The organism is Streptomyces sp. NPDC002144 (assembly GCF_053593695.1).
Map to the genome: position 1 here is coordinate 95,455 of NZ_JBSFDB010000022.1, position 23,249 is coordinate 118,703.

Consider the following 23,249-nt stretch of genomic DNA (forward strand, 5'->3'; position numbering starts at 1 on the left):
GGCACGCTAACAGGGCGGCCGGTGCCCGATCAGGGGACGGGCGGGACGGAGACCGCCAGCACGAGCCGGGTGGGGACCTCGCCCTGATTGCCGTAGGCGTGCGGGGCGTTGGCCTCGAAGGTGACGCTCGCACCGGCCGGGACGCGATACTCGGCGCCCTCGACGGTGAGGGTCAGTTCGCCCTCGGTGACATGGGCGATCTCCACCGTGCCGGCGGGGTGCGGATCCGAGCTGCTGCCCTCCCCCGGCATCAGCCGCCACTCCCACATCTCCAGCGGTCCCGGCGCCTCGGTCCCGGCGAGGAGCCGGCTGTAGCTGCCGGCGTCGGTGTGCCACAGCCGGACCACCTGGTCGGCCGGGACGATCCGGACCTTCGGGCCCTGTTCGTAGTCGAGCAGGGTGGTGATGCTGACGCCGAGCGCGTCGCCGATCTTCACGACGGTGCCGATGCTCGGGTTGGTGCGGGCCTGCTCGATCTGGATCAGCATGCCCCGGCTGACGCCGGCGCGGGCGGCGAGCGCGTCCAGGGTGAAGCCACGCTCATTGCGCCAGCGCTTGACGTTGCGCGCCAGGGACTGGTTCAGCAGGTCGAGGTCCGACACGTTCCGTCCAATGTCCACGTTCTCGGGAGGTCACCGTCCTGATGACCGGGAGGCCAATATCTTGGATGACAGGGTCCATCGCACTGGACTACGGTGAGGTGCACCCGATCGTTCACCGAACTGTACTGCGAGGCGAGCCGTGACAGCATTCTTCGCCCTGGCCACGAGCCTGCTCTGGGGCCTGGCCGACTTCGGCGGCGGACTGCTCACCCGGCGCACCCCGGCCCTGACCGTGGTCGTCGTCTCGCAGGCGATCGCGGCGGCCGTGCTGGGCGCGATCGTCGTGGCCACGGGCGGCTGGAGCGAGGCCGGGCCGCGGCTGTGGTTCGCCTTCGCGGCGGGCCTCGCGGGGCCGGTGGCGATGATCTCCTTCTACAAGGCACTGGCGCTGGGTCCCATGGGGGTCGTCTCCCCGCTCGCGACCCTGAGTGTGGCCGTCCCCGTCGGCGTGGGCCTGTTTCTCGGCGAGCGCCCCGGCCTGACCCAGGTGGCCGGGATCGCCGTCGCCATCACGGGTGTGGTACTCGCGGGCGGACCGCGGCTCGGGGGCGCCGCCGTGCAGCGCCGGGCGATCATGCTCACGCTGATCGCGGCGCTCGGTTTCGGCACGGTGTTCGCACTGATCGCGGAGGCGTCGACGACCGTCACCGGCCTGTTCCTCGCCCTGTTCGTGCAGCGCGTGACGAACGTGCTCGGGGGCGGTGTCGCCCTGTACGTCTCCGTGAGGCGGGGCGGCGAGGCTCTCCCCGGTGGCCGCTTCCCCTGGGCCGCGTTGCCGGCCCTCGCCTTCGTCGGGCTCGCGGACGTCGCGGCGAACGGCACCTACTCGGTGGCCGCCCAGCACGGTCCCGTCACCGTGGCCGCCGTACTCGCCTCGCTCTACCCGGTCGTGACCGCCCTCGCCGCCCGCGGCATCCTCCGCGAACGGCTCCGCGCAATCCAGGCAGCGGGCGCCGGGCTCGCCCTCGTCGGCACGCTGCTGCTCGCCACGGGCTGAGTCAGGAGGGCTCGGCGTCCAGTTCGGCGAGCCGCGCCACCGCCTCGTCGTCCAGTTCCGAGAGGGCGCACAGCTGCTCCGGCGTCACGCCGTCGGGGATCGGCACCGGCGCCGGCGTCCTGAGCGGCGGCTGCCAGCCGTCGGCGGGTGTCCAGCGCCGTACGACCCGGGCCGGCGCGCCCGCGACCACGGCATGGTCGGGCACGACACCGCGGACCACCGCGCCGGCGGCGACGACCACGTTCCGGCCGATCTTCGCGCCGGGCAGGATCACGGCGTTCGTGCCGACCCAGCAGCCCGGGCCGATCTCCACCGGTTCCATGCGCGGCCACTGCTTGCCTATCGGCTGGTGCGGATCGTCGTAGGAGTGGTTCGTGGAGGTGACGTAGACGTACGGCCCGAAGTAGCAGTCGCTGCCGATCGTCACCGTGGTGTCGGCGATGACATGGCTGCCGCGGCCCAGGACCACACCGTCGCCGATGCGCAGGATCGGTTCGGGGCCGAGGTCGAGGTCGGGCATCAGACCCGCCGTCAGGGTGACCTGCTCGCCGACGATGCAGTGGGAGCCGAGGTGGATCCAGGGTTCGCCGAAGACGGTGCCGAGCGGGAAGGCCAGACGGGTGTGCGCGCCGAGGGCGCCGAAGCGGAAGCGGCCGGGACTCTCGGCCGTCACCGAGCCCGTGCGCTGCACCCAGGCCCAGCCCGCGTGGACGGCGCGCTGCGTCAGACTCCGCCGCCAGGATGAGAACGTGTTCTTGCTCTTCGGCACGCAGTCACCGTACTGAGCGTTCGCCATCCTTATGAGGTCGAGGGGCTGTGATCTTCACCCCACCGCAGCAGTGCGACGGACGGCATCACCCTTAGAAGGTGACGCGGAAACGGGTGACGGCGGAGTAGGCGTGGAGGAGCAGGGCCGCGACCGGCGGCCGATCCAGGGACGGAGGTCCCAGCCATGGCCACCACCGCTGTGAAGCACCACCGCTCCGAGGGCGTCCAGCAGGCCGCGAGCGGACTGACCGCGCTCGGCGCCGTCCTGCTCATCATGGGCGGCATCCTCGACATCGTGCGGGGCATCATGGCCGTCGCGAACGACGACGTGTTCCTCAACACCCGCAACTACACCTTCCAGTTCGACCTGACGAGCTGGGGCTGGATCCATCTGGCCGTCGGAACCGTCGCCCTCGTCGTCGGTCTCGGGCTCGTCGTGGTGGCGACCTGGGCACGCGTGCTGGGCGTGGGCATCGCGGCGCTGGCGATCGTCGCGAACTTCCTGGACGTCCCCTACTACCCGTTCTGGTCCCTGACCCTGATCGCGCTGTACGCCTTCGTCATCTGGGCCCTGTGCGTGGTGGAACGGGACCGGGAGCCCTCCTGACGGGCCGGGCGACCACCATGACGGACGAACGGGCCGAGCGCATCGCCGAGTTCATCGCACCGCTGCGGGTGAAGCCGGGGTCGAAGGTGGATCTCGCCACCGACTTCGACCCCGGCTTCAAGGGCGGGATCGGCGGCAAGAAGGAAGGCCGGGAACTGCTGCGGACGGGCGTCGCCCTGTTGGCCGACTACCAGCGCCGGCTGGCCGCAGAGGGCCGATACGGGGTCCTGCTGTGTCTGCAGGCCCTGGACGCGGGCGGCAAGGACGGCACCATCCGGCACGTGATGACCGGGGTGAACCCCCAGGGCGTCCACGTGGCGAACTTCAAGGTGCCCTCGAACGAGGAACTCGACCACGACTACCTGTGGCGCTACGCCTGCCGGCTGCCCCGGCGCGGTGAGATCGGCATCTTCAACCGCTCGCACTACGAGGAGGTGCTGGTGGTGCGGGTGCACAGCGAGCTGCTGGAGCGCCAGCGGCTGCCGGAGGAGGCGAAGGCCAAGGGCGTGTGGCGGCGGCGCTACCGGGAGATCAACGACTGGGAGCGGTATCTGTACGACAACGGCTTCCGTGTGGTGAAGCTGTTCCTGAACCTCTCCAAGGAGGAACAGCGCGCCCGTTTCCTCAAGCGGATCGACGTACCCGAACGGAACTGGAAGTTCTCGGCCTCGGACGTCCGCGAACGGGCCTGGTGGGACGACTACCAGCACGCGTTCTCCCGCATGCTGTCCGCCACCAGCACCCGCTGGGCCCCCTGGTACGTCGTACCCGCCGACCACAAGTGGTTCGCCAGGATCTGCGCGGCCGCCGTGCTCGCCCACACGCTGATCGACATCGACCCGCGGTACCCGGAGGTCGGCGAGAAGGCCCGGCACGAACTGTCCATGGTGAAGGAGGACCTGGAGGCCGAGGCACCGCCCGGCGCACCGGCCGATCCGTACGCCGCCTCGGTGGCCCACCGGAAGGGCGGGCACGGCAAATGACCTCCCAGGGCTCCCCGAATTCCCCGAGCTCCGCGAACTCCCCGAGCTCCCCGGCGGACGGGGAACAGAGCGGGACGTTGACTGCCGAGCCGTGGTACGCGCAGTCGCCCGGGGCCGTGGCGAGTGCCCTCGGTGTGGACCCCCGGTCCGGACTCAGCGCCGCGGAGGCGGCGAAGCGGCTCACCCGCGACGGTCCCAACGCCCTGCCGGAGGAACAGCCCCGGCCCGGCTGGCGCCGTCTGCTGGACCAGTACCGCAGTTACATGCAGATCATCCTGGTCGCCTCGGCGATCGTGTCGCTGGCCATCCAGGAGTGGGGCACGGCCGTACTCCTGCTCGTCCTGACCGTGCTCAACGCGGTCATCGGCATGCGCCAGGAGGGCAAGGCCGACAGCGCCATGAACGCCCTGAAGTCGATGATGAAGGCGACGGCCCGGGTGCGGCGGGACGGGACGGAGACGGAGATACCGGCCGAGGATGTCGTCGCCGGGGACGTCGCGCTGATCGCGGCCGGCGACGACGTGCCCGCCGACGGCCGGCTCGTCGCCGCGAGCGCGCTGCAGATCGACGAGTCGGCGCTGACCGGCGAGAGCACACCCGCCGCCAAGGACACCGCGATCGTGCGCGGTGAGGGGCTCGGGCCCGGGGACCGTACGAACACGGCGTTCATGAACACCCCTGTCACCCACGGCAGTGGCGTCATGCTCGTCACCGGCACGGGCGCCGACACGGAACTGGGCAAGATCTCCGGGATGCTCTCGGCCACCCCGCGGGAGGCCTCGCCACTGACCCGTGAACTGGACCGGCTGACCCTGTGGATCGCGAGCGCGGCCGGCCTCACCATGATCGTGATGTTCGTCCTGGGCCGGGCCCGCGGCGAGGCGTGGGACGCGCTGTTCGTGGCCGCCGTGTCGCTGGCGATCGCGGCCATCCCCGAGGCCCTGCCCACGGTGACCCAGACGATCCTGTCGCTGGGCGGACTGGACCTCGCCCGGCATCACGCGATCGTCAAGGACCTCCCGTCGGTGGAGACGCTGGGCTTCACCTCGGCGATCAACTCCGACAAGACCGGCACCCTGACGCTGAACCAGATGACGGCCGTCGAGGTCGTGGACGCCTTCGACCGCTACACCGTCTCGGGCTCCGGATACGAGCTCGAGGGCCGGATCCACCACGCCGTCGGGCGTTCCTCGGGCATCGAGGACGCGATCCTGCCCTATCTCATGGCGAACGACGCCAAGCTGGTCGACGGCCGGGTGGTGGGAGACCCCACCGAAGGGGCGCTGCTGGTGCTGTGTCACAAGGCCGGCCTAGACCTGGAGGCGACCCGGGAGCGGTTCCCACGGCTGGCGACTCTGCCCTTCGACCCCTCGTACAAGCTGATGGCCACCTTCCACTCCGCGACCGACGGCCGCGGCAGGCCGGTCGTGCGGTGCTTCGTGAAGGGGGCCGCGCCAGCTGTGATGGCACGGGCGGCGACGGCCCTGAGCGACGGCACGAACATTCCCTGGAACTCGGAGCTCGACAAGCGGGCCCACGAGGAGATGGAGCGGATGGAACGCGCGGGGCGCCGGGTGATGGCCGCCGCCACCGTCGACGTCGCCCCGGACGGCTTCGCCGCCGACGGGGACCTGCTCGCCCTGGTCACGGGCGTGCGGGTGGCCAGCCTGGTCGGGATGGAGGATCCGCCGCGCGAGGAGTCGAAGAAGGCGGTGGCCGGGGCGCGGGCCGCCAACATCCGGGTGCGGATGGTGACCGGTGACGACGTCGTCACGGGAGCCGCGATCGCGGAGCAGGTCGGCATCGAGGGCGAGGCCGTCCTCGGCTCCGACTTCGCCGCGCTCGGCGAGCAGGAACGGCTGGACCGCATCGAGGGCATCGGTGTGATCGGCCGGGTCGCCCCCGAGCACAAGGTGCTCCTCGCCGACACGCTGAAGAAGAAGGGCGAGGTGGTCGCGATGACCGGGGACGGCGTCAACGACGCTCCGGCCATCAAGGCGGCGGACATCGGGATCGCCATGGGCTCCGGCACCGAGGTGGCCAAGAACGCCGGGCGGCTGATCCTGTCCGACGACAACTTCGCCACCATCGTCTTCGCGGTGGAGCAGGGGCGGAAGATCTACGACAACCTCACCAAGTACATCCGCTTCGTGCTGGTTCTGCTGGTCGTGTTCGTGCTGACCTTCCTCGGGGCGTCCCTGTTCAACATCGCGGGCGGTGAGCCGTTCACGCCGGCCCAGGTGCTGTGGATCCACTTCTTCGTCAACGCCGCGTTCGGCTTCGCGCTGGGCTTCGACCGGGTCAGTCCCGGGCTGATGTCCCGCAGGCCGCGGCCTCGCGGCGAACCCGTGATGACGCCGGGTCTGATGGTCACGGTCGGTCTCGCCGGGCTGGCGATCACGATCGGGCTGCTGTCGTTGATCAAGCTGGGCGAGGTCCGCTTCGACAGCGTCGGGATCGGCAACTCCATCGCGTTCACCTCGTTCGCGCTGTGCCTGATCGTCGCCGCCGTCGAGTGCCGCAGCGAGACGGAGACGGCCCTGACCACGGACACGTTCGACAGCAGGCAGATGAACTGGGCGATGTTCGGTGAGTTCGTCCTCGCGGTCCTGGCGACCCAGACGGACGTCTTCAACCGCCTGCTCGGTACGACACCGCTCACCCTGGGCCAGTTCGGCTGGGCCCTGCTGCCGGCGCTCGCCCTGCTGGCCTTGTGGGAACTGGGCAAGGCCATCGCCCGCAGCCGCATGCCTCAGGCGGGGGCCACGGGCTGACGGAGGTGGTCCGCAGGGAGCGGGACGGGGACGCGGGAGTCGCCGTGGCGCCGGTCAGGGCGACGGCGTCCTTCTTTCGCGTCGCAGTGCCGGGCGGCTCAGCCGCAGGAGGTGGCGCCAGGCCGACCGCGGTCGCGCCGCGCGCTTCCCCGGGCGCTGCCGTGGCACCCGTACCCGCAGCGCCCGGGGCCGGATCTCGCAGCGCACGGGGGCGGGCAGGGTCAGCGCCTCACCGTCGACGCCGACGCGGAGGGAGGGCCGGTCGGCGTCGACGACCACACGCCTGGCCGTCGTCCAGGTCAGTCCGGCGGCGCGCCGCCCGCGCAGCAGCCCGGCGGCCTGTGCGGCGCTGTTCACGTCGACGCCCACGGCTCCCAGCTCCGCGCCGTCCAGACGTGCCCGGCGCCCCAGGCCGGCGATGTCGCTGGTGCCGTAGCGGTTGTTGCTGACCAGCAGGGCCTGCGGTGCGGTGAAGACCGTCCGTCCGGCCTGGGCGAGCAGGACGGCGCCCGGGTGGCCGAGGAGCAGGTCCGGCAGGAGTTCCAGGGTGGTCCGGGTCTTGCCGTCGCGGTAGGCGGGACTCCGTACGACCTCGGCGTAGGCGCCGAACGACACGTTGTTGACGAACGGCCGGGCGCCGGCCCGGCCCAGGTCGACCCTCAGCTCCACGCCGTCGCGCAGTGCGTCCAGGGCCGCGGACGGATCGTCGAGGTCCAGGCCGAGGTCGAGTGCGAAGTGGTTGCGGGTCCCGGCGGGGATCACCAGGAACGGGATACCGAACGACGCGGCGACATCGGCGACCAGGGCCTGGGTGCCGTCGCCGCCCGCGACGCCCAGCAGGTCCGCGCCCTCCTCGACGGCCTTGCGGGCGAGTCCCGCGACATCTGTCTCGCCCGGGCCCTCCAGCAGCACCACCCGTGCCCCGAGGGACTCGGCCTTCTCGCGCAACCGGAAGCGTTCGACCTTGCCGTCCCCGGACCGTGGATTCATGATCAACACGGCGTGCCGGGCGGGCGGCGCCGGCCGCTCCGCCAGCGGGAGCGGCGCGTCGGTCCGGGCGAGGGCGTCGCGGCCGGACGCGATGGCGAGCAGCCACAGCGCCCAGGCCGCGGCGACGACCCAGCCCAGATGGGCGCGGTTGTAGACCACCAGCACCCAGACGGGGGCGGCGCAGGCGAGCAGAACGGCGAGCGGGCGGGAGGGGCCCGGCCGGCGGACCGCCCACGAGACGGCCACGAACGTGACCGCGGTACCGGTCAGTCCGACGGTCAGCAGGCCCACCGTCCGCAGACCGCCGAACACGGCGAGGACGGCGACCGCGGCGGCCCCGGCCACCAGCGATGTCCGTGCCAGCCAGCGCTGCCGTGGAGTCGTGAATTCCATGACTCCACGGTCGGCCTCCCGCGGCCCGGCCGGCATCACCCTCCACAGGCGATGTGCCGCCCCCGGCAGCACATCGTGGCCGCTCATCGCCTACCGTGCCGGTACCAGGACGGAAGGTGGAGCGGTGATGGCGGGCAAGGCACTGATCACGGGCATCGGCGGGAAGGAACCGAGGATCGACGGGGAGGCGTTCGTCGCGCCGACGGCGTCGGTGATCGGGGACGTGACGCTGGAGGCGGGCGCGAGCGTCTGGTACGGCGCCGTGCTGCGGGGCGATGTCGAGCGGATCTTCGTCGGGGCCCAGGCCAACATCCAGGACAACTGCACCCTGCACGCGGACCCGGGGTTCCCGGTCCATGTCGGGGAGCGGGTCTCCGTCGGTCACAACGCGGTGGTGCACGGGGCGACCGTGGGGGACGACTGCCTCATCGGGATGGGCGCGACCGTGCTGAACGGCGCCGTGATCGGCGAGGGGTCGCTGGTCGCCGCGCAGGCACTGGTGCCGCAGGGGATGCAGGTGCCGCCGGGGTCACTGGTGGCGGGGGTACCCGCCAAGGTCAAGAGGCCGCTCACGGACGAGGAGCGCCAAGGGATCACGCTGAACGGATCGCTCTACGCCGAACTCGCCAAGGCGCACCAGGAGGTGCACGAGAAGCCGTAGCCCGTCGTGGACGTCAGTCGGCGGCGGGGACCGGCTCCGACTCGGCGGCTTCCCGCTCCGCCGCCGCCTTCCTGGCCTTGCGCCGTACGACCAGCATCGACGCCACACCGACCAGCACCGCCGCCGCCAGCCCCACGTACGAGAAGCGCTTCAGCCAGTCCTCGGCGACCACACCGACGTAGTAGATGACCGCCGTGGTGCCGCCCGCCCAGCAGATGCCGCCGAGGACGTTGGCGATCAGGAACTTCCAGTACGGCATGTGGAGGACACCCGCGAGGGGGCCGGCGAAGATGCGCAGGAGGGCGATGAAGCGGCCGAAGAAGACGGCCCACATGCCCCACTTCTCGAAGGAGCGCTCGGCGGTGGCGACATGGCCCTCGCTGAAGTGTCTGGGGAACTTCCTGCCGAGCCAGGCGAGCAGTGGCCGGCCGCCCTTGCGGCCGATGGCGTAGCCGATGGAGTCGCCGATGACCGCGCCGAGGGTGGCGCAGGCGCCGAGGACAACCGGGTTGATGCCGGAGTGCTGGGAGGACATGAGAGCCGCGGAGACCAGGACGATCTCGCCCGGCAGCGGTACGCCCAGGCTCTCGAGGCCGATGACCAGCGCCACCACGGCGTAGACGGCAGCCGCGGGCACCGTGTCGAGCCACTCCTGGACGTGCAACGCCGGTTCCTCCCCATTCGTGAACCCTGACAGCCGCGTTCCCGGCATGCGCCGCACGGGGGCGCATGCCGGGAAGCCTACCGGGTCAGCCCGTCGCGGTGCCGTCCCAGAGATCACACCGGTGCTCCCGGTGCACCGTGCCGCTCAGGGTGTTCCCGCCCTTCGAGGCCGTCTTCAGGGAGAGGACCACCCCTGGTCCGGCGGGCATCGGGGGCTGTGCAATGGCTCGCGGCACCCCGTCCCGGACGAAGGATCCCCAGTACTGCACCATCTGCCCCGCCAGCACCTTCTGCTCCGCGTTCAACGGGGACTCCAGACCGAAGTGCTTGAAGAGGTACTGGAGCTCGTCGACGTGGGTCGCGCCGAAGTCGAAGTCGGTGTGCAGGTTGCGCAGGGAGGCGAAGGGCGGGGAGGTGCGGTCCGCGAACTCGTACGAATAGACGGGGGCCCGGGTCTTCAGGAGGCCGTCGAGTCGAAGCGCGGGACAACTGAAGAGGACGTCGCCGAGTGCCGTGGCGTAGGCGATGGTCGGGGTCGGGTAGGCGGAGAGGGGGTAGCGGGCCAGGGCTGCCTCGCCGAAGTCCTGGCGCATGGCCGCCGGATACTGCTCGGCGGTGAGCGGTCTGCCGGTCAGATCGAACTGCGAGAACGCGAAGAGGCGTCCCTCGTCCTTGTTCGAGCCGTTGAGTACGGGCACCCGGGAGGCCGTCCCGTTCGCGATGGCCTGTGCGGGCTGCACGGGCAGGAAGGCGCCGCCGGTCACCGGACCCCAGTCGCCGTCACCCTGCGCCTCGAGGATCTCGCGGGCGGACTTGCCACGCAGACAGGCCACGGTCGCGCAGCCGAGCTTCTGGGCGAAGTCGGCTCCCTGGGCCACCGCGTCCGCGTGGGTGCGGGCGTCGCAGTCGCCGTAGGCACCGCTCTCGATGATGCCGGCGCGGAACAGGCCCTTCGCCGTCGGTGAGGCCAGCTGGGTGCAGACCGAGCGGCCGCCCGCCGACTCGCCGGCGATGGTGACGCGGCCCGGGTCGCCGCCGAAGCGGCCGATGTTGGCGCGCACCCAGCGCAGCGCGGCCTGCTGGTCGAGCATGCCGAAGTTGCCGGAGACCCCGTCCCGCGCCTCCTTGTCGAGGCCGGAAGCGGCCAGGAAACCCATCGCACCGAGGCGGTAGTTGACGGTGACGACGACCGTGCCGGTCGTCCGCGCGAAGGTGTCGGGCACGATGTCCTGTCCGGCACCCGCGGTCAGGCCGCCGCCGTGGAACCAGACGAGCACCGCGCGCCGGGCGGAGCCCCGGGGGACGTAGACGTTCAGATCGAGGCAGTCCTCGGTGTACGACGGCTGCTCGTAGCCGGGGTCCCAACTCGGCGCCTGGACGCACTTGTTGCCGAAGGAGCGCGCCGAACGGACCCCGTGCCACGGCCGGGCGGGCCGTGGATCGCGCCAGCGGAGCGCGCCGACCGGGGGTTGGGCGTAGGGAATGCCGAGGAACTGCCGTCCCTCCGTGGTGGTTTCGCCCCGCACGCGGCCGGCGTCGGTGCGCACCACCGTGCCATCGCCGTGGGAGGCCGCCTGTGCGGCGGGCACGGGGGCGACGAAGGCCGCCGCGAGGGCTGTCAGTGCGATGACGATGCGCCGTATCACTTGCCCACCTCCACGCTCGTCCGCAGCCGCAGATCACGTGAGGACGCGCCGGCCCACACGGTGCGCCGGCCTGTCCCGAGCACCCAGTCGTGACGCTTGGGGTCCCAGGAGGACAAGGTGCGCGCGGCGATGTCCACCTCGACACGCCGCCGCTCCCCCGCCCGCAGCGCCACCCGCCGGTAGCCGGCCAACACCTTGACGGCCTGGTCGAGTTGGAGGTGGGGCGACGGGCCGACGTAGACCTGCGGGACCGCGATCCCGTCGCGGCGCCCGGTGTTGTGGACGGTGAAGGACACCCGCAGTCCGCGGCCGGCCCGGCGTACGCGCAGGTGGCCGTAGGAGAAGGAGGTGTACGACAGCCCGTGCCCGAAGGGGAACAGGGGGCGCTCGCCCTGGGCGTCATACCAGCGGTAGCCGGCGTGGATGCCCTCCGAGTACTCCTCGGTGCCGTTCACCCCTGGGTAGCGGCGCGGGTCGCCGGCGACGGGATGGTGGGCGTCGTCGACCGCGAAGGACTGGGTGAGACGGCCCCCGGGGTCGCACTCGCCGTACAGGACGGCCGCGGTGGCGGCCGCGCCCTCCTGGCCCGGGTAGTACATCTGCAGAACGGCGCCGGTGGAGTTCAGCCATGGCATCGATGTCGAGGACGAGGTGTTGAGGACCACCGTGGTGCGTGGGTTGGCCTTGGTGACGGCCTCGATCAGCTGCCGCTGGTGGCCGGGGAGGGCGAGGGTGGTGCGGTCCAGGCCCTCGGTGGCGTCCTCGTAGGCGAACAGCACCACATCACGCGCGTACCGGGCGGCGCTCACGGCCTCGGCGACGTCCTGCGCGCGGGTCGCTCCGGTGCTGCGCCGCAGCCGGAACAGCAGGCCGTCGGCTCCTCCCTGCGCGGTGATGCGCAGGGTGTGGGCACCCTTGGCGAGCGTCAGTGTCCTGCGGCGTACGGACAGTCCGTCGGGGGCGGCAGAGACCAGCCCGCCCTGGAAGTACTCGCCGTAGCCGGCGGCCTGCGGGAACAACTCCGTTCCGTCGAGCAGGACTTCGGGACGGGCGGTGGGTGCGGAGGAGAAGTGCAGGACGAAGGTCCACTCGTCGGACGCGGTGACGGTGAGCGTGCCGTCGTACGTCCAGACCTTGCCCACGCCGACCTTCTGGGCCTCGCTGTCGAAGGCAGGGGTGAGTGCGGCGGCCGGGATCGCCTTGCCGAACAGGTCCTCACCGAGGGCGTAAGTGACCTTTCGCGCGCGGGATTTGATGGCGTCGAGCGGGCTGTCGGCGTGATCGGGGACGACATGGGCGCTGCCGCCGCCGCTGACGAAGGGCAGGCTGCCGGTCGGGCCGATCACGGCGACCGTGCCGCCGGGGGTAAGCGGGAGGGTGCGGTTCTCGTTGCGCAGGAGGGTGGCGCCCGCCTTGGCGACCTCCAGGGCCACGGCCGCGCCCGCCTTCGCGTCGCGGTCGGGGCGGGGCGGCACGCTGCCGTCGAGCAGACCGAAGCGGTCCATGACCGACAGGACGCGGCGGACGGAACGGTCGACGAGGCGCTCGGGCACGCTGCCGTTCTGCACGGCCGTCTTCAGCGCCGTGCCGAAGTAGGTGCCGTCGGGCATCTCCATGTCGAGGCCCGCCGTGATCGCCGCGACGGTGCTGTGTGCGGCGAACCAGTCGGTCATCACCCAGCCGTCGAAGCCCCAGCGGTCTCGCAGGATGTCGGTGAGGAGGGTCTTGTTCTCGCAGGAGAAGGTGCCGTTGACCTTGTTGTAGGCGCCCATGACGGCGCCCGCGCCCGCGTCGATGGCGGCCTCGAAGCCGCGCAACTCCAGCTCGTGGAGGGTCTGTTCGTCCACCCGCACGTCGATCGACATGCGGTCCTGCTCCTGGTTGTTCATCGCGAAGTGCTTGACGGTGGCGATGAGGTGCTCGTCCTGGATGCCCTTGATCTCGGCGGCGACCAGGTCGGAGGCGAGCAACGGGTCCTCGCTGAAGGTCTCGAAGTTGCGGCCCGCGTACGGGGTGCGGATGAGATTGACCATCGGGGAGAGGAGCACGTCCTGGCCGAGGGCGCGGCCTTCGCGGCCGACGACCCGGCCGTAGCGGCGGGCGAGCGAGGGGTCGAAGGCGGAGGCGAGCAGGACCGGGGCGGGCAGGGCGGTGGCGTGGCGGGTGACGCGGACGCCGGCCGGGCCGTCGGTCAGGCGCAGGGGAGGTATGCCGAGGCGCCGCACGCCGGGGACGTAGCCGGCCTGGCCGAGCGAGGCGGGGTCGGTGGCACCGTGCAGCAGGGAGATCTTCTCGTCAAGGGTGAGCTTGGCGAGGAGGCCTTCGAGGCGGGGTCCGGCCCCCGCCTCGGGTCTGGCCAGGGCGTGGGCGGGAGGCGTCAGAGCGCCGGTGGCCGCCGCGGCGACGGCGATCGCGCCGCCCATCAGACGCAGGGCGGATCGCCGGGAGACGGTGTCGGACATGAGCCGTCACTCCTTCGGTGTGCGGGCACGACGATGTGAACCGCAGTCACGCCATGGCGTTCCGGGGTGTGTTCGGCATCTGAACGCGGCGTGCGGCAGATGCAGGTGACGACCCGTTGGACACCGGTGGCGCGGCGGGAAAACTATGTCCGGCGGTGACTCGTGTCAATGACTCGAACAGGAAACGCGTCGAATGCGCACAAGAGCCGAACGCGTACCAGGAACGAGGACGGGGCCACCCCCGAGGGGACGGTCCCAGAGGCTCCTTCAGCCGAGGCCGACAGGGCCTGTTCGGTTCTGGACGGCAGGGCCCGTTCGGTTCAGGACCGACCCGAGGGTGGTCGTGACCGTGTTCAGGGTGTCGGTGGTCAGCGTGCGGACCTGGTCCAGCGGAGGGGCAAGCGGAGCGGGCGGCTCGGCCGGCCGGGGCTCGCTGTGGACCTGGGCGAACTTCGGCCGGTACTGCTCGTCCTGCGGCGCCGGTCGCGGTGCGCGGCCGGGGGGCGGCACAGCCGGGGTCGCGCCGGGCACGGGCTGCTCCTCCGAGGGCCGCTTCCCCGGGTCGTCCGGGGTGCGCACCTCGCCGCCGGTCTCCAGCTCCCAGCGCTGCCCGGCTGCGCCGTTCCGCTCGGCGACCTCCAGGCGGGTGCCCCGTCCGGCCGCGACGAGCAGCCCGTCGCCGCCGCGCAGCAGCAACTCCCCGCGCACCGTGAGGTCGTAGCGCACCTCCCCCGCGTGCACGACGCAACCGGCGAGGACCAGCGAGCGCTTGTCGGCGTCCAGGCACAGGGTCGGGTCGGCGTCGCTGCGCAGCAGACCGTCGTCCTGGTACGACCACTGCTGGGACTCGGCGGAGGAACAGGCCGCCAGCACCTCCGCCACCCCTGCCTCGGTCCGGCCGCCCTCGGTGTCGAGGCACAGGTCCCGGTCGGTGTTGCGGAGCCGGCCGCGGCCGACCTCGACGGACCGTCCGGCGGAGGCGGGCGAGGGTGATCCGGCGGACGAGGTGTCGCCGGCGGACCGGGCCGGATCGAGGGACCTGCTGCTCACCGCGCTCCAGGTGGCCCGCACGTTCGGGACACCGCTGTCGTCGGACCAGCCCTTGGTGACCAGAACGGTGAGGAGCAGGGCGAGGGCGGTCAGGCCGACCCCGACGACCACGGCTTTGGTGCGCCTGCGGGGCGTGACGGGCCGGTGCCGGCCGCCGCTGTTCGGACGGCCGGGCCGGGCCGTGCGGTCCCCGCCGCGGCCGGGGCGGGAGTCGAGGTAGCGCTGGGCGCCCCAGCCGAGGACGGTCTCGGCGAGAAGCACCTCGAGCCCGCTCTCGAAGTGGCTGAGCTGCTCAGCGGCGTGGCGGCAGTAGCGGCACTCCGTCAGATGCTGCTGGACGTCCGGGAGCAGGGCGCCGCCCCGACGGATGGGGACGTCGAGGAGGCGGTTGTAGAAGCGGCATTCCCTGCCGGGTGCCAGTTCCCGGTGGGCGCGTACGCAGCCGGTGCGGAATTGCTCGCGCGCCTGCTCCAGCGCTGCCGTGGCGGTGGGCGCGTCCACACCCAACAGACCGGCTGGTATGGTTATCGATTCCGCCTCCACCTCGGTGTGCCACAACAGGCATTGCGAGGCTCCGGGAAGGGCACGGAATGCCCGTTCGGCGAGCTGTCGCCTTTCGGGCGTCACGGAGCGTGCGGCGCGCAGCCCGCGCCCTCCGGTCGGTTTGCGGAGTTCCGGCAGCAGAAGAGAAATCCGTTCGTCCGCGGCCCACTCCTTGACCGTGTCCCGGACGGCTCCGAGCAGTTGCGGCCGCAGTGCGCCGGGAGCGGGCCGGCCGAGCACCCGGTGGAACGCGGCGGCGGCGACCATGGACGCCGGGCCGTCCGCCGAGACCAGACATATGGCTGCGTAGTCATATGTCGCCTGCCAGTGTCTGGCCAGCAGCAACGCACCCGCGCGCGTACCGTCGACACCCTGGCCCAGTCGCGCGACGAGGTTGCGGTCGGACTCCTCCGGACCGGAGCCGGGGCGCGGCGGGAACGGCGGTCGTGGGGGGTAGGGGGATTGCACTGAACCAATTCCTTCCAAGCCGCAGGACGGCAGGCGGAATGCGCACGTCCGTCGGAAAGCAGGTGCCTGATTGGTGCATACCTATGCGACGTCAGTTACTCACCGCTATGAGCGGCGCTCACTTTCGCACAATTGATGTACAGGAAACAAGAAGTTCGGATGACCAAAGTTCAAAGATGGGCAACTTCAGATAAGTTACCGGCGGTATCCGCACCCGCATACGAAATGACCGTTCACCTGCCCGCCGAGTTGTGTACACCTGGGGGTCATTGACGCACGAAACCTTCAAATCCTGGCCCCCGTCGGACCGGACACACAGCGGACTCCGACGTATCTCTCGGCGGACTCTCATCCCCGTCGGCCAGCATGAGCCGCATGATCGCCCCCCACTCCTCAAGCACCCCCGCCCCCAGTGTCCGCAGCGTCCGCAAGGCCGTCGTGCCGGCCGCCGGACTCGGCACCCGTTTCCTTCCCGCCACCAAGGCCACTCCGAAGGAGATGCTGCCCGTCGTCGACAAGCCGGCCATCCAGTACGTCGTCGAGGAGGCCGCCGCGGCCGGGCTCGACGACGTCCTGATGGTCACCGGGCGGCACAAGCGGGCCATCGAGGACCACTTCGACAACGCCTTCGAGCTGGAGCAGGCCCTGGCAGCAAAGGGAGACGCCGTACGGCTGGACGCCGTGCGCGACCCGGCCAGGCTGGCCAACATCCACCACATCCGGCAGGGCGAGCCGCTCGGCCTCGGGCACGCCGTGCTGTGCGCCCGCCGCCATGTCGGCGACCAGCCGTTCGCCGTCCTGCTCGGCGACGACCTCATCGACCCGCGCGAGACGCTGCTGAGCCGGATGCTGGACGTGCGCGACCACTACGCGGGCAGCGTCGTGGCCCTGATGGAGGTGCCGCCAGAGCAGATCCATCTCTACGGCTGCGCGGCCGTGGAGGCGACCGGCGAGGACGACGTCGTCCGGGTCACCGGCCTGGTGGAGAAGCCGTCCAGCCAGGACGCGCCCAGCACTTACGCGGTCATCGGCCGCTATGTCCTCGACCCGGCCGTCTTCGACACCCTCGAACGCACCGGCCCCGGCCGCGGCGGCGAGATCCAACTGACCGACGCTCTGCAGGAGTTGGCCGCGGGCGGCACGGTGCACGGGGTGGTCTTCGACGGACTGCGCTACGACACCGGCGACAAGGCCGACTATCTGCGCACGGTCGTCCGGCTGGCCTGCGACCGGGACGACCTCGGCCCCGAATTCGTCGCCTGGCTCAAGGAGTTCGTCGTGGACCTGGAGGCCGGCACCGCCACCGGGCGCCGCCGCCGGATCGCGGCCTGACGTCACGACAAGAGCCCGGGGACGACGTACTCCCCGGGCCGGGTCCCGCGACGGCGCTCAGCCGTTGGGACGCAGGGTCCACACGACGGTCATCTCGCCGGTGACGGCACCGTCCGAGCGCCGGATCTCGATCGACACCGGGAACTCCGGGCGCTGTCCCGCGTCCAGTTCGGCCACGACGTCGGTGGCCGGGCGGCCGAGGGTCGCGGTCGCGGTGACCGCCCCCATCGCCAGCTTCCGGTACCCGATCTCCGCGCTCACGGCCAGCGGCACGGCCCGCGCGAGCTGGTCCCCGAAGGCGGCCAGCACGATCGCCCCGCTCGCGGTCTCGCCGAGCGTGAACATCGCGCCGGCGTGCGGCCCGCCCACGTGGTTGTGGTACTCGCCCTGGTCCGGCAGGGTCACCACCGCCTTCTCGGGCGTGGTCTCGAGGAACTCGAGGTTCAGGGTCCGGGCCATGGGCACCGTCGCGGCCAGCAGCTCACCGACGGACATCTGATCTGCGCTCATGACCGGATGTTACCCACGGGTAGCCCGGCTGGCCAGAGTGGTGTGACGAGCGCCGCTCCGCCCTTTGCTACGGCGTTGACGAGCCACAGTGACCGAATCGTGTCCCGGGCGGCACTAGGGTTGCTGCCCATGTGGCCAGGACAGCAGCCGCCAGGGGGCGAGCAGAACCCGCAGGGACGGACTCCCCAGGGACCCGTCCCGCCGGTTCCGCAGGAGCAGCACAACCCGTACCAGCAGCCGGGGTACCAACAGCCGAATCCGTACCAGCAGCCCGGATACCAGCAGCCCAACCCCTATGCCCAGCAGCCGCAGTGGGGCGCGCCGGGACCGGTGGGCGCACCACAGCCGCCCAGCGGCGGCGGGGGCGGCGGCAACAGGACGAAGCTGGTCGCGATCGTGGCCGCAGCGGCCGTGGTCGTGGCCGCGGGCGTCACCGGCGCACTGGTCCTGGGCGGCGGCAACGACGACAAGGCGGACGGCGGATCGGGCGGCGACAGGAAGGCGAGCCAGTCGCCCACCACGTCCACCGAGCCCAGCCAGTCCGCCTCCGACGACGACCCGCGCGGCGGCACCTCCGAGAAGGCGACCGTCGCGGGCTGGAAGGTCGTGGTGAATCCCAAGTGGGGCACCGTCTTCGACGTACCGGCCGACTGGGAGGTCGACTCGCCGACCATGCTGATCGGCTTCGAGGACAAGAAGGACACGAGCGCCAAGCCGCTGATCACCATGTCCGCGCCGGCGTACTACAAGTCCAAGTGGTGCACCTCCGACGACGACAACGACGGCAGGACGGAGGACACGGCGCTCGCCGCCGTGGGCACCAAGGGAGCGGACGGCGCCAAGAGCACCGACCAGGTCGCCGTGAACCAGGTGCCCTGGTGGGTCTACGGCGGCTACACGCAGCCGGACAAGAAGAGCATCACCTACGACAAGACGGCCAAGAAGTTCACCACGGCCTCCGGCATCGAGGGCAGCTATGCCTGGGCCCGGTCCAAGAACAGCCCGCAGATCGGCAAGTCCAAGTGCGGCAGTGACGGCAAGGCCATCACCTTCGGATTCAAGAACTCCGCCGGGGACTTCGTCGCCTGGAGTCTCTACGGCGCGACGGGCGTCAAGGGAGAGGTCCCGGACGCGACTGTCATGAAGATCATGAGCACGGTGCGGCTGGCCGAGGAGCCGCCGACCGGGGGCTGACCCGACGCCTCCGACCGTGGCCGACGAGGCCTCCGGTATGGCGCGGAAACGGTTTGGCAAGCGGGGGTCACGGCGGCGATAGTCGGCCGGTGACCTCCGCCGACGCCTCCGACAGCCCTCGCAGACCCGCCGGGGCCGGCCGCAACTACCGTCTGCTGACCGCCGCGGCGGTCGTCACCAGCCTCGGCAGCAACGGCGCGCTGATCGCCTCCGCGTTCGCCGTGCTCGAGGCCGGCGGTGACGGCGGTGACGTGGGTCTGGTGGCGGCCGCGCGCACGCTGCCCCTGGTGGTGTTCCTGCTGATCGGCGGCGCGGTGGCGGACCGGCTGCCCCGGCACCGCGTGATGGTCACGGCCAACACCCTCAACTGCCTGTCCCAGGCCGTGTTCGCGGCGCTCGTCCTGGCCGGTCACCCCCGGCTGTGGCAGATGATGCTGCTCAGCGCCCTCGGCGGAACCGGCCAGGCCTTCTTCAGCCCGGCCGCCGAGGGCATGCTGATGTCGTCGGTGACGGGCGAGCAGGCCAGCCGCGCGTTCGCGCTGTTCCGGATGGCGATGCAGGGGGCGGGGCTGGGCGGGGCGGCACTCGGGGGTGCGATGGTCGCCGCGGTCGGGCCGGGCTGGGTGCTCGCGGCGGACGCGGCGGCCTTCGCCGTCGCCGGGTCGCTGCGGTCCTTCCTCGACGTCAGCCACATCCCGCCGCGCGCGCCGGGCGGCGGGATGATCGCCGATGTGCGGGAGGGCTGGCGGGAGTTCAGCGGGCGGCCGTGGCTGTGGGGCATCGTCGTGCAGTTCTCGATCGCCAACGCGGTGCTCGGCGCCGCCGACTCGGTCTACGGCCCGCTCGTCGCCCGCGACGACCTCGGCGGGGCGGGCCCGTGGGGCCTGGCCCTCGGCTTCTTCGGGGCGGGCACGGTCGCCGGCGCCCTGCTGATGACCCGCTGGAAGCCGCGCCGACTGCTGCTGGCCGGCACCCTGTGCGTCTTCCCGATGGCCCTGCCGTCGGCGGCCCTCGCGATACCCACGCCGGTGGGAGTGCTGTGCGCGGTGATGTTCCTGTCGGGCTCGCTGGTGGAGGTGTTCGGGGTGAGCTGGATGACCGCGCTGCACCAGGAGATACCCGAGGAGAAGCTCTCCCGGGTCTCCGCCTACGACTGGTTCGGGTCCATCGCGCTGATGCCCCTGGCCGCGGCCCTGGCCGGCCCGGCCGAGGCCGCGCTCGGGCGCGGGGCCGCGCTGTGGGGCTGCTCGGCGCTGATCGTGCTCGTCACGGCCGCGGTCCTGGCGGTACCGGACGTACGAAACCTACGCCGCACCGCCCGGCCACTCCTCCCGGAAACCCCGGACACCCCAGCCGACACCGAACGCCCCGTCGGGGGGCTCGGCTGACGGCGCGCCGTCCTCGTCCCGGCCGGGACGCGCCCGGGCGCAGAACTCGCCCAGACCCGGCCCGAGTTACAACCCAGCCAAGAAGACGCCCCGAAGCAGCGCCGAAACCCCGGACACCTCAGCCGATGCCGAACGCTCCGGCGGGGGGCTCGGGTGAGGGTACGGCCTCCTCGTCCTGTACGGGGCGTGCCCCGGCGATGAAGTCCCGCAGGGGCGGCCCGTGTTCGACGCGGGCGGGGAAGGCGTCGGAGGCGGTGCGGCGGGTCAGGGTGGCGGTGTCCAGGGAGTGGTGCGCGGCGGCGAGGACCGCGTTGCCGAAGCGGCGGCCGCGCAGGACGGCCGGTTCGGCGATCAGCACGAGGTGCTCGAAGACCGCGTCGAACGTGGCGAGTTGGGAGCGCAGGAAGTCGAAGGGCGCGGCATCGGCGAGGTTGGCCAGGTAGACGCCGGTGCCGCGCAGCACCCGATCCGCCGCGCGGGCGTAGATGATAGAGGTGAGGTGGGCCGGGACGCGGGAGCCGCCGAAGACGTCGGCGACGATGACGTCCGCCGAGTCCGCCGGGGCCGCTTCCAGCCAGGCGCGGGCGTCGGCACCGTGCAGGGCGATGGACGCGCCCGCCGGGAGCGGCAGATGCTCCACGACCAGCTCCAGCAGCCCCCGGTCCGCCTCGACGACGTCCTGCCGCGAACCGGGGCGGGTGGCGGCGAGGTACCGGGGCAGCGTGAGCGCGCCGCCACCGAGGTGCAGCGCGTCCAGCGGACGCCCCGGTTCCGCGACGAGGTCCAGGACATGCCCCAGCCGCCTCGCGTACTCGAACTCCAGATGTTCCGGCTCGTCCAGGTCCACGTACGACTGCGGCGCCCCGTCGACGGTCAGCAGCCAGGCCCGCTCCCGATCGACGTCGGGCATGAGCTTGACGACGCCGAAGTCGGTGGTCCTGCTGACGGGGATGGGTTCGGTCACCTCCTCATTGTGGGGCCCGACGACGCCGCGAAGGGGCGCGGGGGCCGTGCGCCGGCCACAGCCGCGCCGCAGTCCCCCACGCCCCTCGACCTCACTCCACCGTGGTCACGGTCCCGGCCCCCACGGTCCGCCCACCCTCACGGATGGCGAACCCGAGCCCGGCCTCCAAGGGCACGTCGCGCCCGAGCTCGACCGTCATGGTGACCGTGTCACCGGGCCGCGCGACGGCGACCTCACCGAGGTCGACATCGCCCACCACATCCGCCGTACGGATGTAGAACTGCGGCCGGTACCCCGTGGACACAGGCGTCGTACGACCGCCCTCGCGCGCGGACAGCACGTACACCCGCGCCGAGAACCGCCGTCCCGGCACCACACTGCCCGGCGCCGCCACGACATGCCCCCGGCGGACCGCGTCCCGGGGCACGCCCCGCAGCAGCAGCGCCACGTTGTCCCCGGCCTGCGCCTCCTCCATCGGCTTGCCGAAGGTCTCCAGGCCGGTGACGACGGTCTCGACACCGGCGCCGAGCACGTCGACCCGGTCGCCGACCCGGACGACGCCCCGCTCGACCGCGCCCGTCACCACCGTGCCGCGGCCGGTGATGGTGAGCACGTTCTCCACCGGCAGCAGGAACGGCGCGTCCAGATACCGCTCGGGCATGGGCACGTACGTGTCCACGGCATCGAGCAGCGCCTCGACGGACGCCGTCCAGCGCGGGTCGCCCTCCAGGGCCTTCAGCCCGGAGACCCGTACGACGGGCACCGCGTCGCCGCCGTACCCCTGCGCGGTGAGCAGTTCCCGGACCTCCAGTTCGACGAGGTCGATGAGCTCCTCGTCCCCCGCGTCGGCCTTGTTGAGGGCGACGACGATGTGGTCGACGCCCACCTGCCGGGCCAGCAGGACGTGTTCGGCGGTCTGCGGCATGATCCCGTCGACCGCGGAGACGACGAGGATCGCCCCGTCGAGCTGCGCGGCCCCGGTGACCATGTTCTTGACGTAGTCGGCGTGGCCCGGCATGTCCACGTGCGCGTAGTGCCGGGTGTCGGTCTCGTACTCCACGTGCGCGATGTTGATGGTGATGCCGCGGTCGATCTCCTCCGGGGCCCGGTCGATGCGGTCGAACGGCACGAAGGTGCCGGTGCCGCGCTCGGCCAGCACCTTGGTGATGGCGGCGGTCAGGGTGGTCTTGCCATGGTCGACGTGGCCCATGGTCCCGATGTTCAGATGCGGTTTGGTGCGCACGTATGCCGTCTTGGGCATGGCTGTACCTCGAAGCCTCTCAGCGGTGAAGAAACGCGGGACCCCAGGGAGTGGCCGACCCTCCCCTTGCGGGGTCCGCCGGACGATCCGGAGAGGGTCAGCTTCGGGCGCCGTCGACTGCGGCCAGGAGGATCAGGACGGCAGCCTTCGGCGCATCCGCGACTGCGGATGCTGCGAGGAGGAAGGCGTGCCGGAACATGTGATCGATCATCGCCCACGCCCTGTCCGGCGTCGAATGGTTTTTCAGGGCGCCCGCGCAGGAAGGGCGTTCAGGCCCCGATGTTCTTCAGCGCCTCCCGCACCGACAGCGGCGCGAACCGCCCACGCTCGCGTGCCAGGAAGGCCCGTACCGCCTCCGGGTCGGTCTTGGCGTACTCGCGCAGGCACCAGCCGATCGCCTTGCGGACGAAGAAGTCGGAGTGGCCGGACTGGCGCAGGCAGTAGGTGAAGAGGCGTTCGGTGTCGGTGCGTTCCTTGTAGCGGAGCTGGTGGAGCAGGGCGGTGCGGGCGATCCACAGGTCGTCGTCGACGATCCAGGCGTCCATGTCCGCCTTGAGCGCGGGATCGGCGGCGACCAGGGCGCCCACGACGTGCGCGGCGAGCAGGTCGACGGTGTCCCACCAGGAGGTGGTGGCGATCAGGTGCCGGGCCACCGGGAGGAAGCCCGAGGAGCACACGCGCGCGTGGCGGCGCAGATAGTCGACGGCGAAGTAATGGTACTCGCGTTCGGGCAACTGCCAGCAGCGCAGGGCGATCGCGGTGCAGTCGCCCTCGTCGGGGCGGGGCAGGCCGGCGACGACGGTGCGGGACAGGGCGCGGCGCACGTGCGTGGTGAGGCCGAGGAAGGGGGCCACGTCCTTCATGTACGCGCGCATGGGCGCCGCCCGTTCCGGATCGGCGGCGGGCGCGTAGGTCGCGGTGAGCCGCTCCAGCACGGTGTCGGCGAGTGTGCTGAACGGCACACCCGTGGCGACCGCATCTGTGACGCTCATA

At 71.7% G+C, this 23,249-nt stretch carries 19 protein-coding genes; 8 read left to right on the forward strand and 11 right to left on the reverse strand.

Annotated features, from left to right (window positions below; all coding sequences use genetic code 11):
- Positions 1–29: 29 nt before the first annotated feature.
- Entirely contained in the window at positions 30–602 is a 573-nt protein-coding gene (locus ACWCQ1_RS29790) for a helix-turn-helix domain-containing protein (RefSeq protein ID WP_133047545.1), read from the reverse strand.
- Positions 603–741: 139 nt separating this feature from the next.
- On the opposite strand from ACWCQ1_RS29790, the gene ACWCQ1_RS29795 reads away from it, so the two are divergent.
- Positions 742–1,599, forward strand: coding sequence for an EamA family transporter (locus ACWCQ1_RS29795; protein WP_451027772.1), 858 nt, complete (start codon positions 742–744; stop codon positions 1,597–1,599).
- A 1-nt stretch (position 1,600) separates the two neighbouring features.
- On the opposite strand, the gene ACWCQ1_RS29800 is transcribed toward ACWCQ1_RS29795, so the two are convergent.
- Positions 1,601–2,368: an acyltransferase gene (locus tag ACWCQ1_RS29800; RefSeq protein WP_133047543.1), complete on the reverse strand. Its 768-nt coding sequence runs from the start codon at positions 2,366–2,368 to the stop codon at positions 1,601–1,603.
- A gap of 183 nt (positions 2,369–2,551) precedes the next feature.
- Between ACWCQ1_RS29800 and ACWCQ1_RS29805 the strand changes: the two genes are divergently transcribed.
- The 3 genes from ACWCQ1_RS29805 to ACWCQ1_RS29815 are packed head-to-tail and all read left to right on the forward strand — an operon-like array spanning position 2,552 to position 6,731.
- Positions 2,552–2,974 (forward strand): DUF7144 family membrane protein, encoded by a 423-nt coding sequence (locus tag ACWCQ1_RS29805; RefSeq protein ID WP_358604539.1) that lies wholly within the window; start codon positions 2,552–2,554, stop codon positions 2,972–2,974.
- A gap of 17 nt (positions 2,975–2,991) precedes the next feature.
- Positions 2,992–3,957: a polyphosphate kinase 2 family protein gene (locus ACWCQ1_RS29810; protein WP_358604536.1), complete on the forward strand. Its 966-nt coding sequence runs from the start codon at positions 2,992–2,994 to the stop codon at positions 3,955–3,957.
- Entirely contained in the window at positions 3,954–6,731 is a 2,778-nt protein-coding gene (locus tag ACWCQ1_RS29815) for a cation-translocating P-type ATPase (RefSeq protein WP_451027773.1), read from the forward strand. Before ACWCQ1_RS29810 ends, ACWCQ1_RS29815 begins: the two co-directional genes overlap by 4 nt.
- A 54-nt stretch (positions 6,732–6,785) precedes the next feature.
- Here ACWCQ1_RS29815 and ACWCQ1_RS29820 read toward each other — a convergent pair whose 3' ends face one another.
- Complete coding sequence (locus tag ACWCQ1_RS29820; RefSeq protein WP_358604530.1) at positions 6,786–8,114, reverse strand: diacylglycerol/lipid kinase family protein; 1,329 nt, start codon at positions 8,112–8,114, stop codon at positions 6,786–6,788.
- A 127-nt stretch (positions 8,115–8,241) separates the two neighbouring features.
- Here ACWCQ1_RS29820 and ACWCQ1_RS29825 point away from each other — a divergent pair, with 127 nt between their 5' ends.
- The gene (locus ACWCQ1_RS29825) at positions 8,242–8,775 is read left to right on the forward strand and encodes a gamma carbonic anhydrase family protein (protein ID WP_451027774.1); all 534 of its coding nucleotides are present in this window, start codon (positions 8,242–8,244) and stop codon (positions 8,773–8,775) included.
- Between the two features lie 13 nt (positions 8,776–8,788).
- On the opposite strand, the gene ACWCQ1_RS29830 is transcribed toward ACWCQ1_RS29825, so the two are convergent.
- The 4 genes from ACWCQ1_RS29830 to ACWCQ1_RS29845 all read right to left on the reverse strand — a co-directional run bounded on the left by ACWCQ1_RS29830 (position 8,789) and on the right by ACWCQ1_RS29845 (position 15,607).
- A complete protein-coding gene (locus ACWCQ1_RS29830) occupies positions 8,789–9,439 on the reverse strand; it encodes a DedA family protein (RefSeq protein ID WP_133047537.1) in 651 nt (216 codons plus the stop codon).
- 85 nt (positions 9,440–9,524) lie between these two features.
- Positions 9,525–11,084: a carboxylesterase/lipase family protein gene (locus tag ACWCQ1_RS29835; RefSeq protein WP_451027775.1), complete on the reverse strand. Its 1,560-nt coding sequence runs from the start codon at positions 11,082–11,084 to the stop codon at positions 9,525–9,527.
- Entirely contained in the window at positions 11,081–13,546 is a 2,466-nt protein-coding gene (locus tag ACWCQ1_RS29840) for a beta-glucosidase (RefSeq protein ID WP_451027776.1), read from the reverse strand. The genes ACWCQ1_RS29835 and ACWCQ1_RS29840 overlap by 4 nt, the downstream gene beginning before the upstream one ends.
- A 267-nt stretch (positions 13,547–13,813) precedes the next feature.
- Positions 13,814–15,607, reverse strand: coding sequence for a ricin-type beta-trefoil lectin domain protein (locus ACWCQ1_RS29845; RefSeq protein ID WP_451027777.1), 1,794 nt, complete (start codon positions 15,605–15,607; stop codon positions 13,814–13,816).
- A 375-nt stretch (positions 15,608–15,982) separates the two neighbouring features.
- On the opposite strand from ACWCQ1_RS29845, the gene galU reads away from it, so the two are divergent.
- On the forward strand, positions 15,983–16,939 hold the full coding sequence (gene galU / locus ACWCQ1_RS29850; RefSeq protein WP_133047534.1) for a UTP--glucose-1-phosphate uridylyltransferase GalU: 957 nt from the start codon (positions 15,983–15,985) through the stop codon (positions 16,937–16,939).
- A gap of 57 nt (positions 16,940–16,996) precedes the next feature.
- Here the strand turns inward: galU and ACWCQ1_RS29855 are convergent, their stop codons facing one another.
- Positions 16,997–17,449, reverse strand: coding sequence for a DUF4442 domain-containing protein (locus tag ACWCQ1_RS29855; protein WP_207929937.1), 453 nt, complete (start codon positions 17,447–17,449; stop codon positions 16,997–16,999).
- A gap of 129 nt (positions 17,450–17,578) precedes the next feature.
- On the opposite strand from ACWCQ1_RS29855, the gene ACWCQ1_RS29860 reads away from it, so the two are divergent.
- On the forward strand, positions 17,579–18,643 hold the full coding sequence (locus tag ACWCQ1_RS29860) for a hypothetical protein (RefSeq protein ID WP_451027778.1): 1,065 nt from the start codon (positions 17,579–17,581) through the stop codon (positions 18,641–18,643).
- Positions 18,644–18,732: 89 nt separating this feature from the next.
- The gene (locus ACWCQ1_RS29865) at positions 18,733–20,031 is read left to right on the forward strand and encodes an MFS transporter (RefSeq protein WP_451027779.1); all 1,299 of its coding nucleotides are present in this window, start codon (positions 18,733–18,735) and stop codon (positions 20,029–20,031) included.
- Positions 20,032–20,149: 118 nt separating this feature from the next.
- Here the strand turns inward: ACWCQ1_RS29865 and ACWCQ1_RS29870 are convergent, their stop codons facing one another.
- The 3 genes from ACWCQ1_RS29870 to ACWCQ1_RS29880 form a co-directional block, all read right to left on the reverse strand.
- A complete protein-coding gene (locus ACWCQ1_RS29870; RefSeq protein ID WP_451027780.1) occupies positions 20,150–20,995 on the reverse strand; it encodes a spermidine synthase in 846 nt (281 codons plus the stop codon).
- Between the two features lie 91 nt (positions 20,996–21,086).
- Positions 21,087–22,256, reverse strand: coding sequence for an elongation factor Tu (gene tuf / locus ACWCQ1_RS29875; RefSeq protein ID WP_133047530.1), 1,170 nt, complete (start codon positions 22,254–22,256; stop codon positions 21,087–21,089).
- Between the two features lie 269 nt (positions 22,257–22,525).
- Entirely contained in the window at positions 22,526–23,248 is a 723-nt protein-coding gene (locus ACWCQ1_RS29880; RefSeq protein WP_451027781.1) for a DNA alkylation repair protein, read from the reverse strand.
- Between the last annotated feature and the right edge of the window lies 1 nt (position 23,249).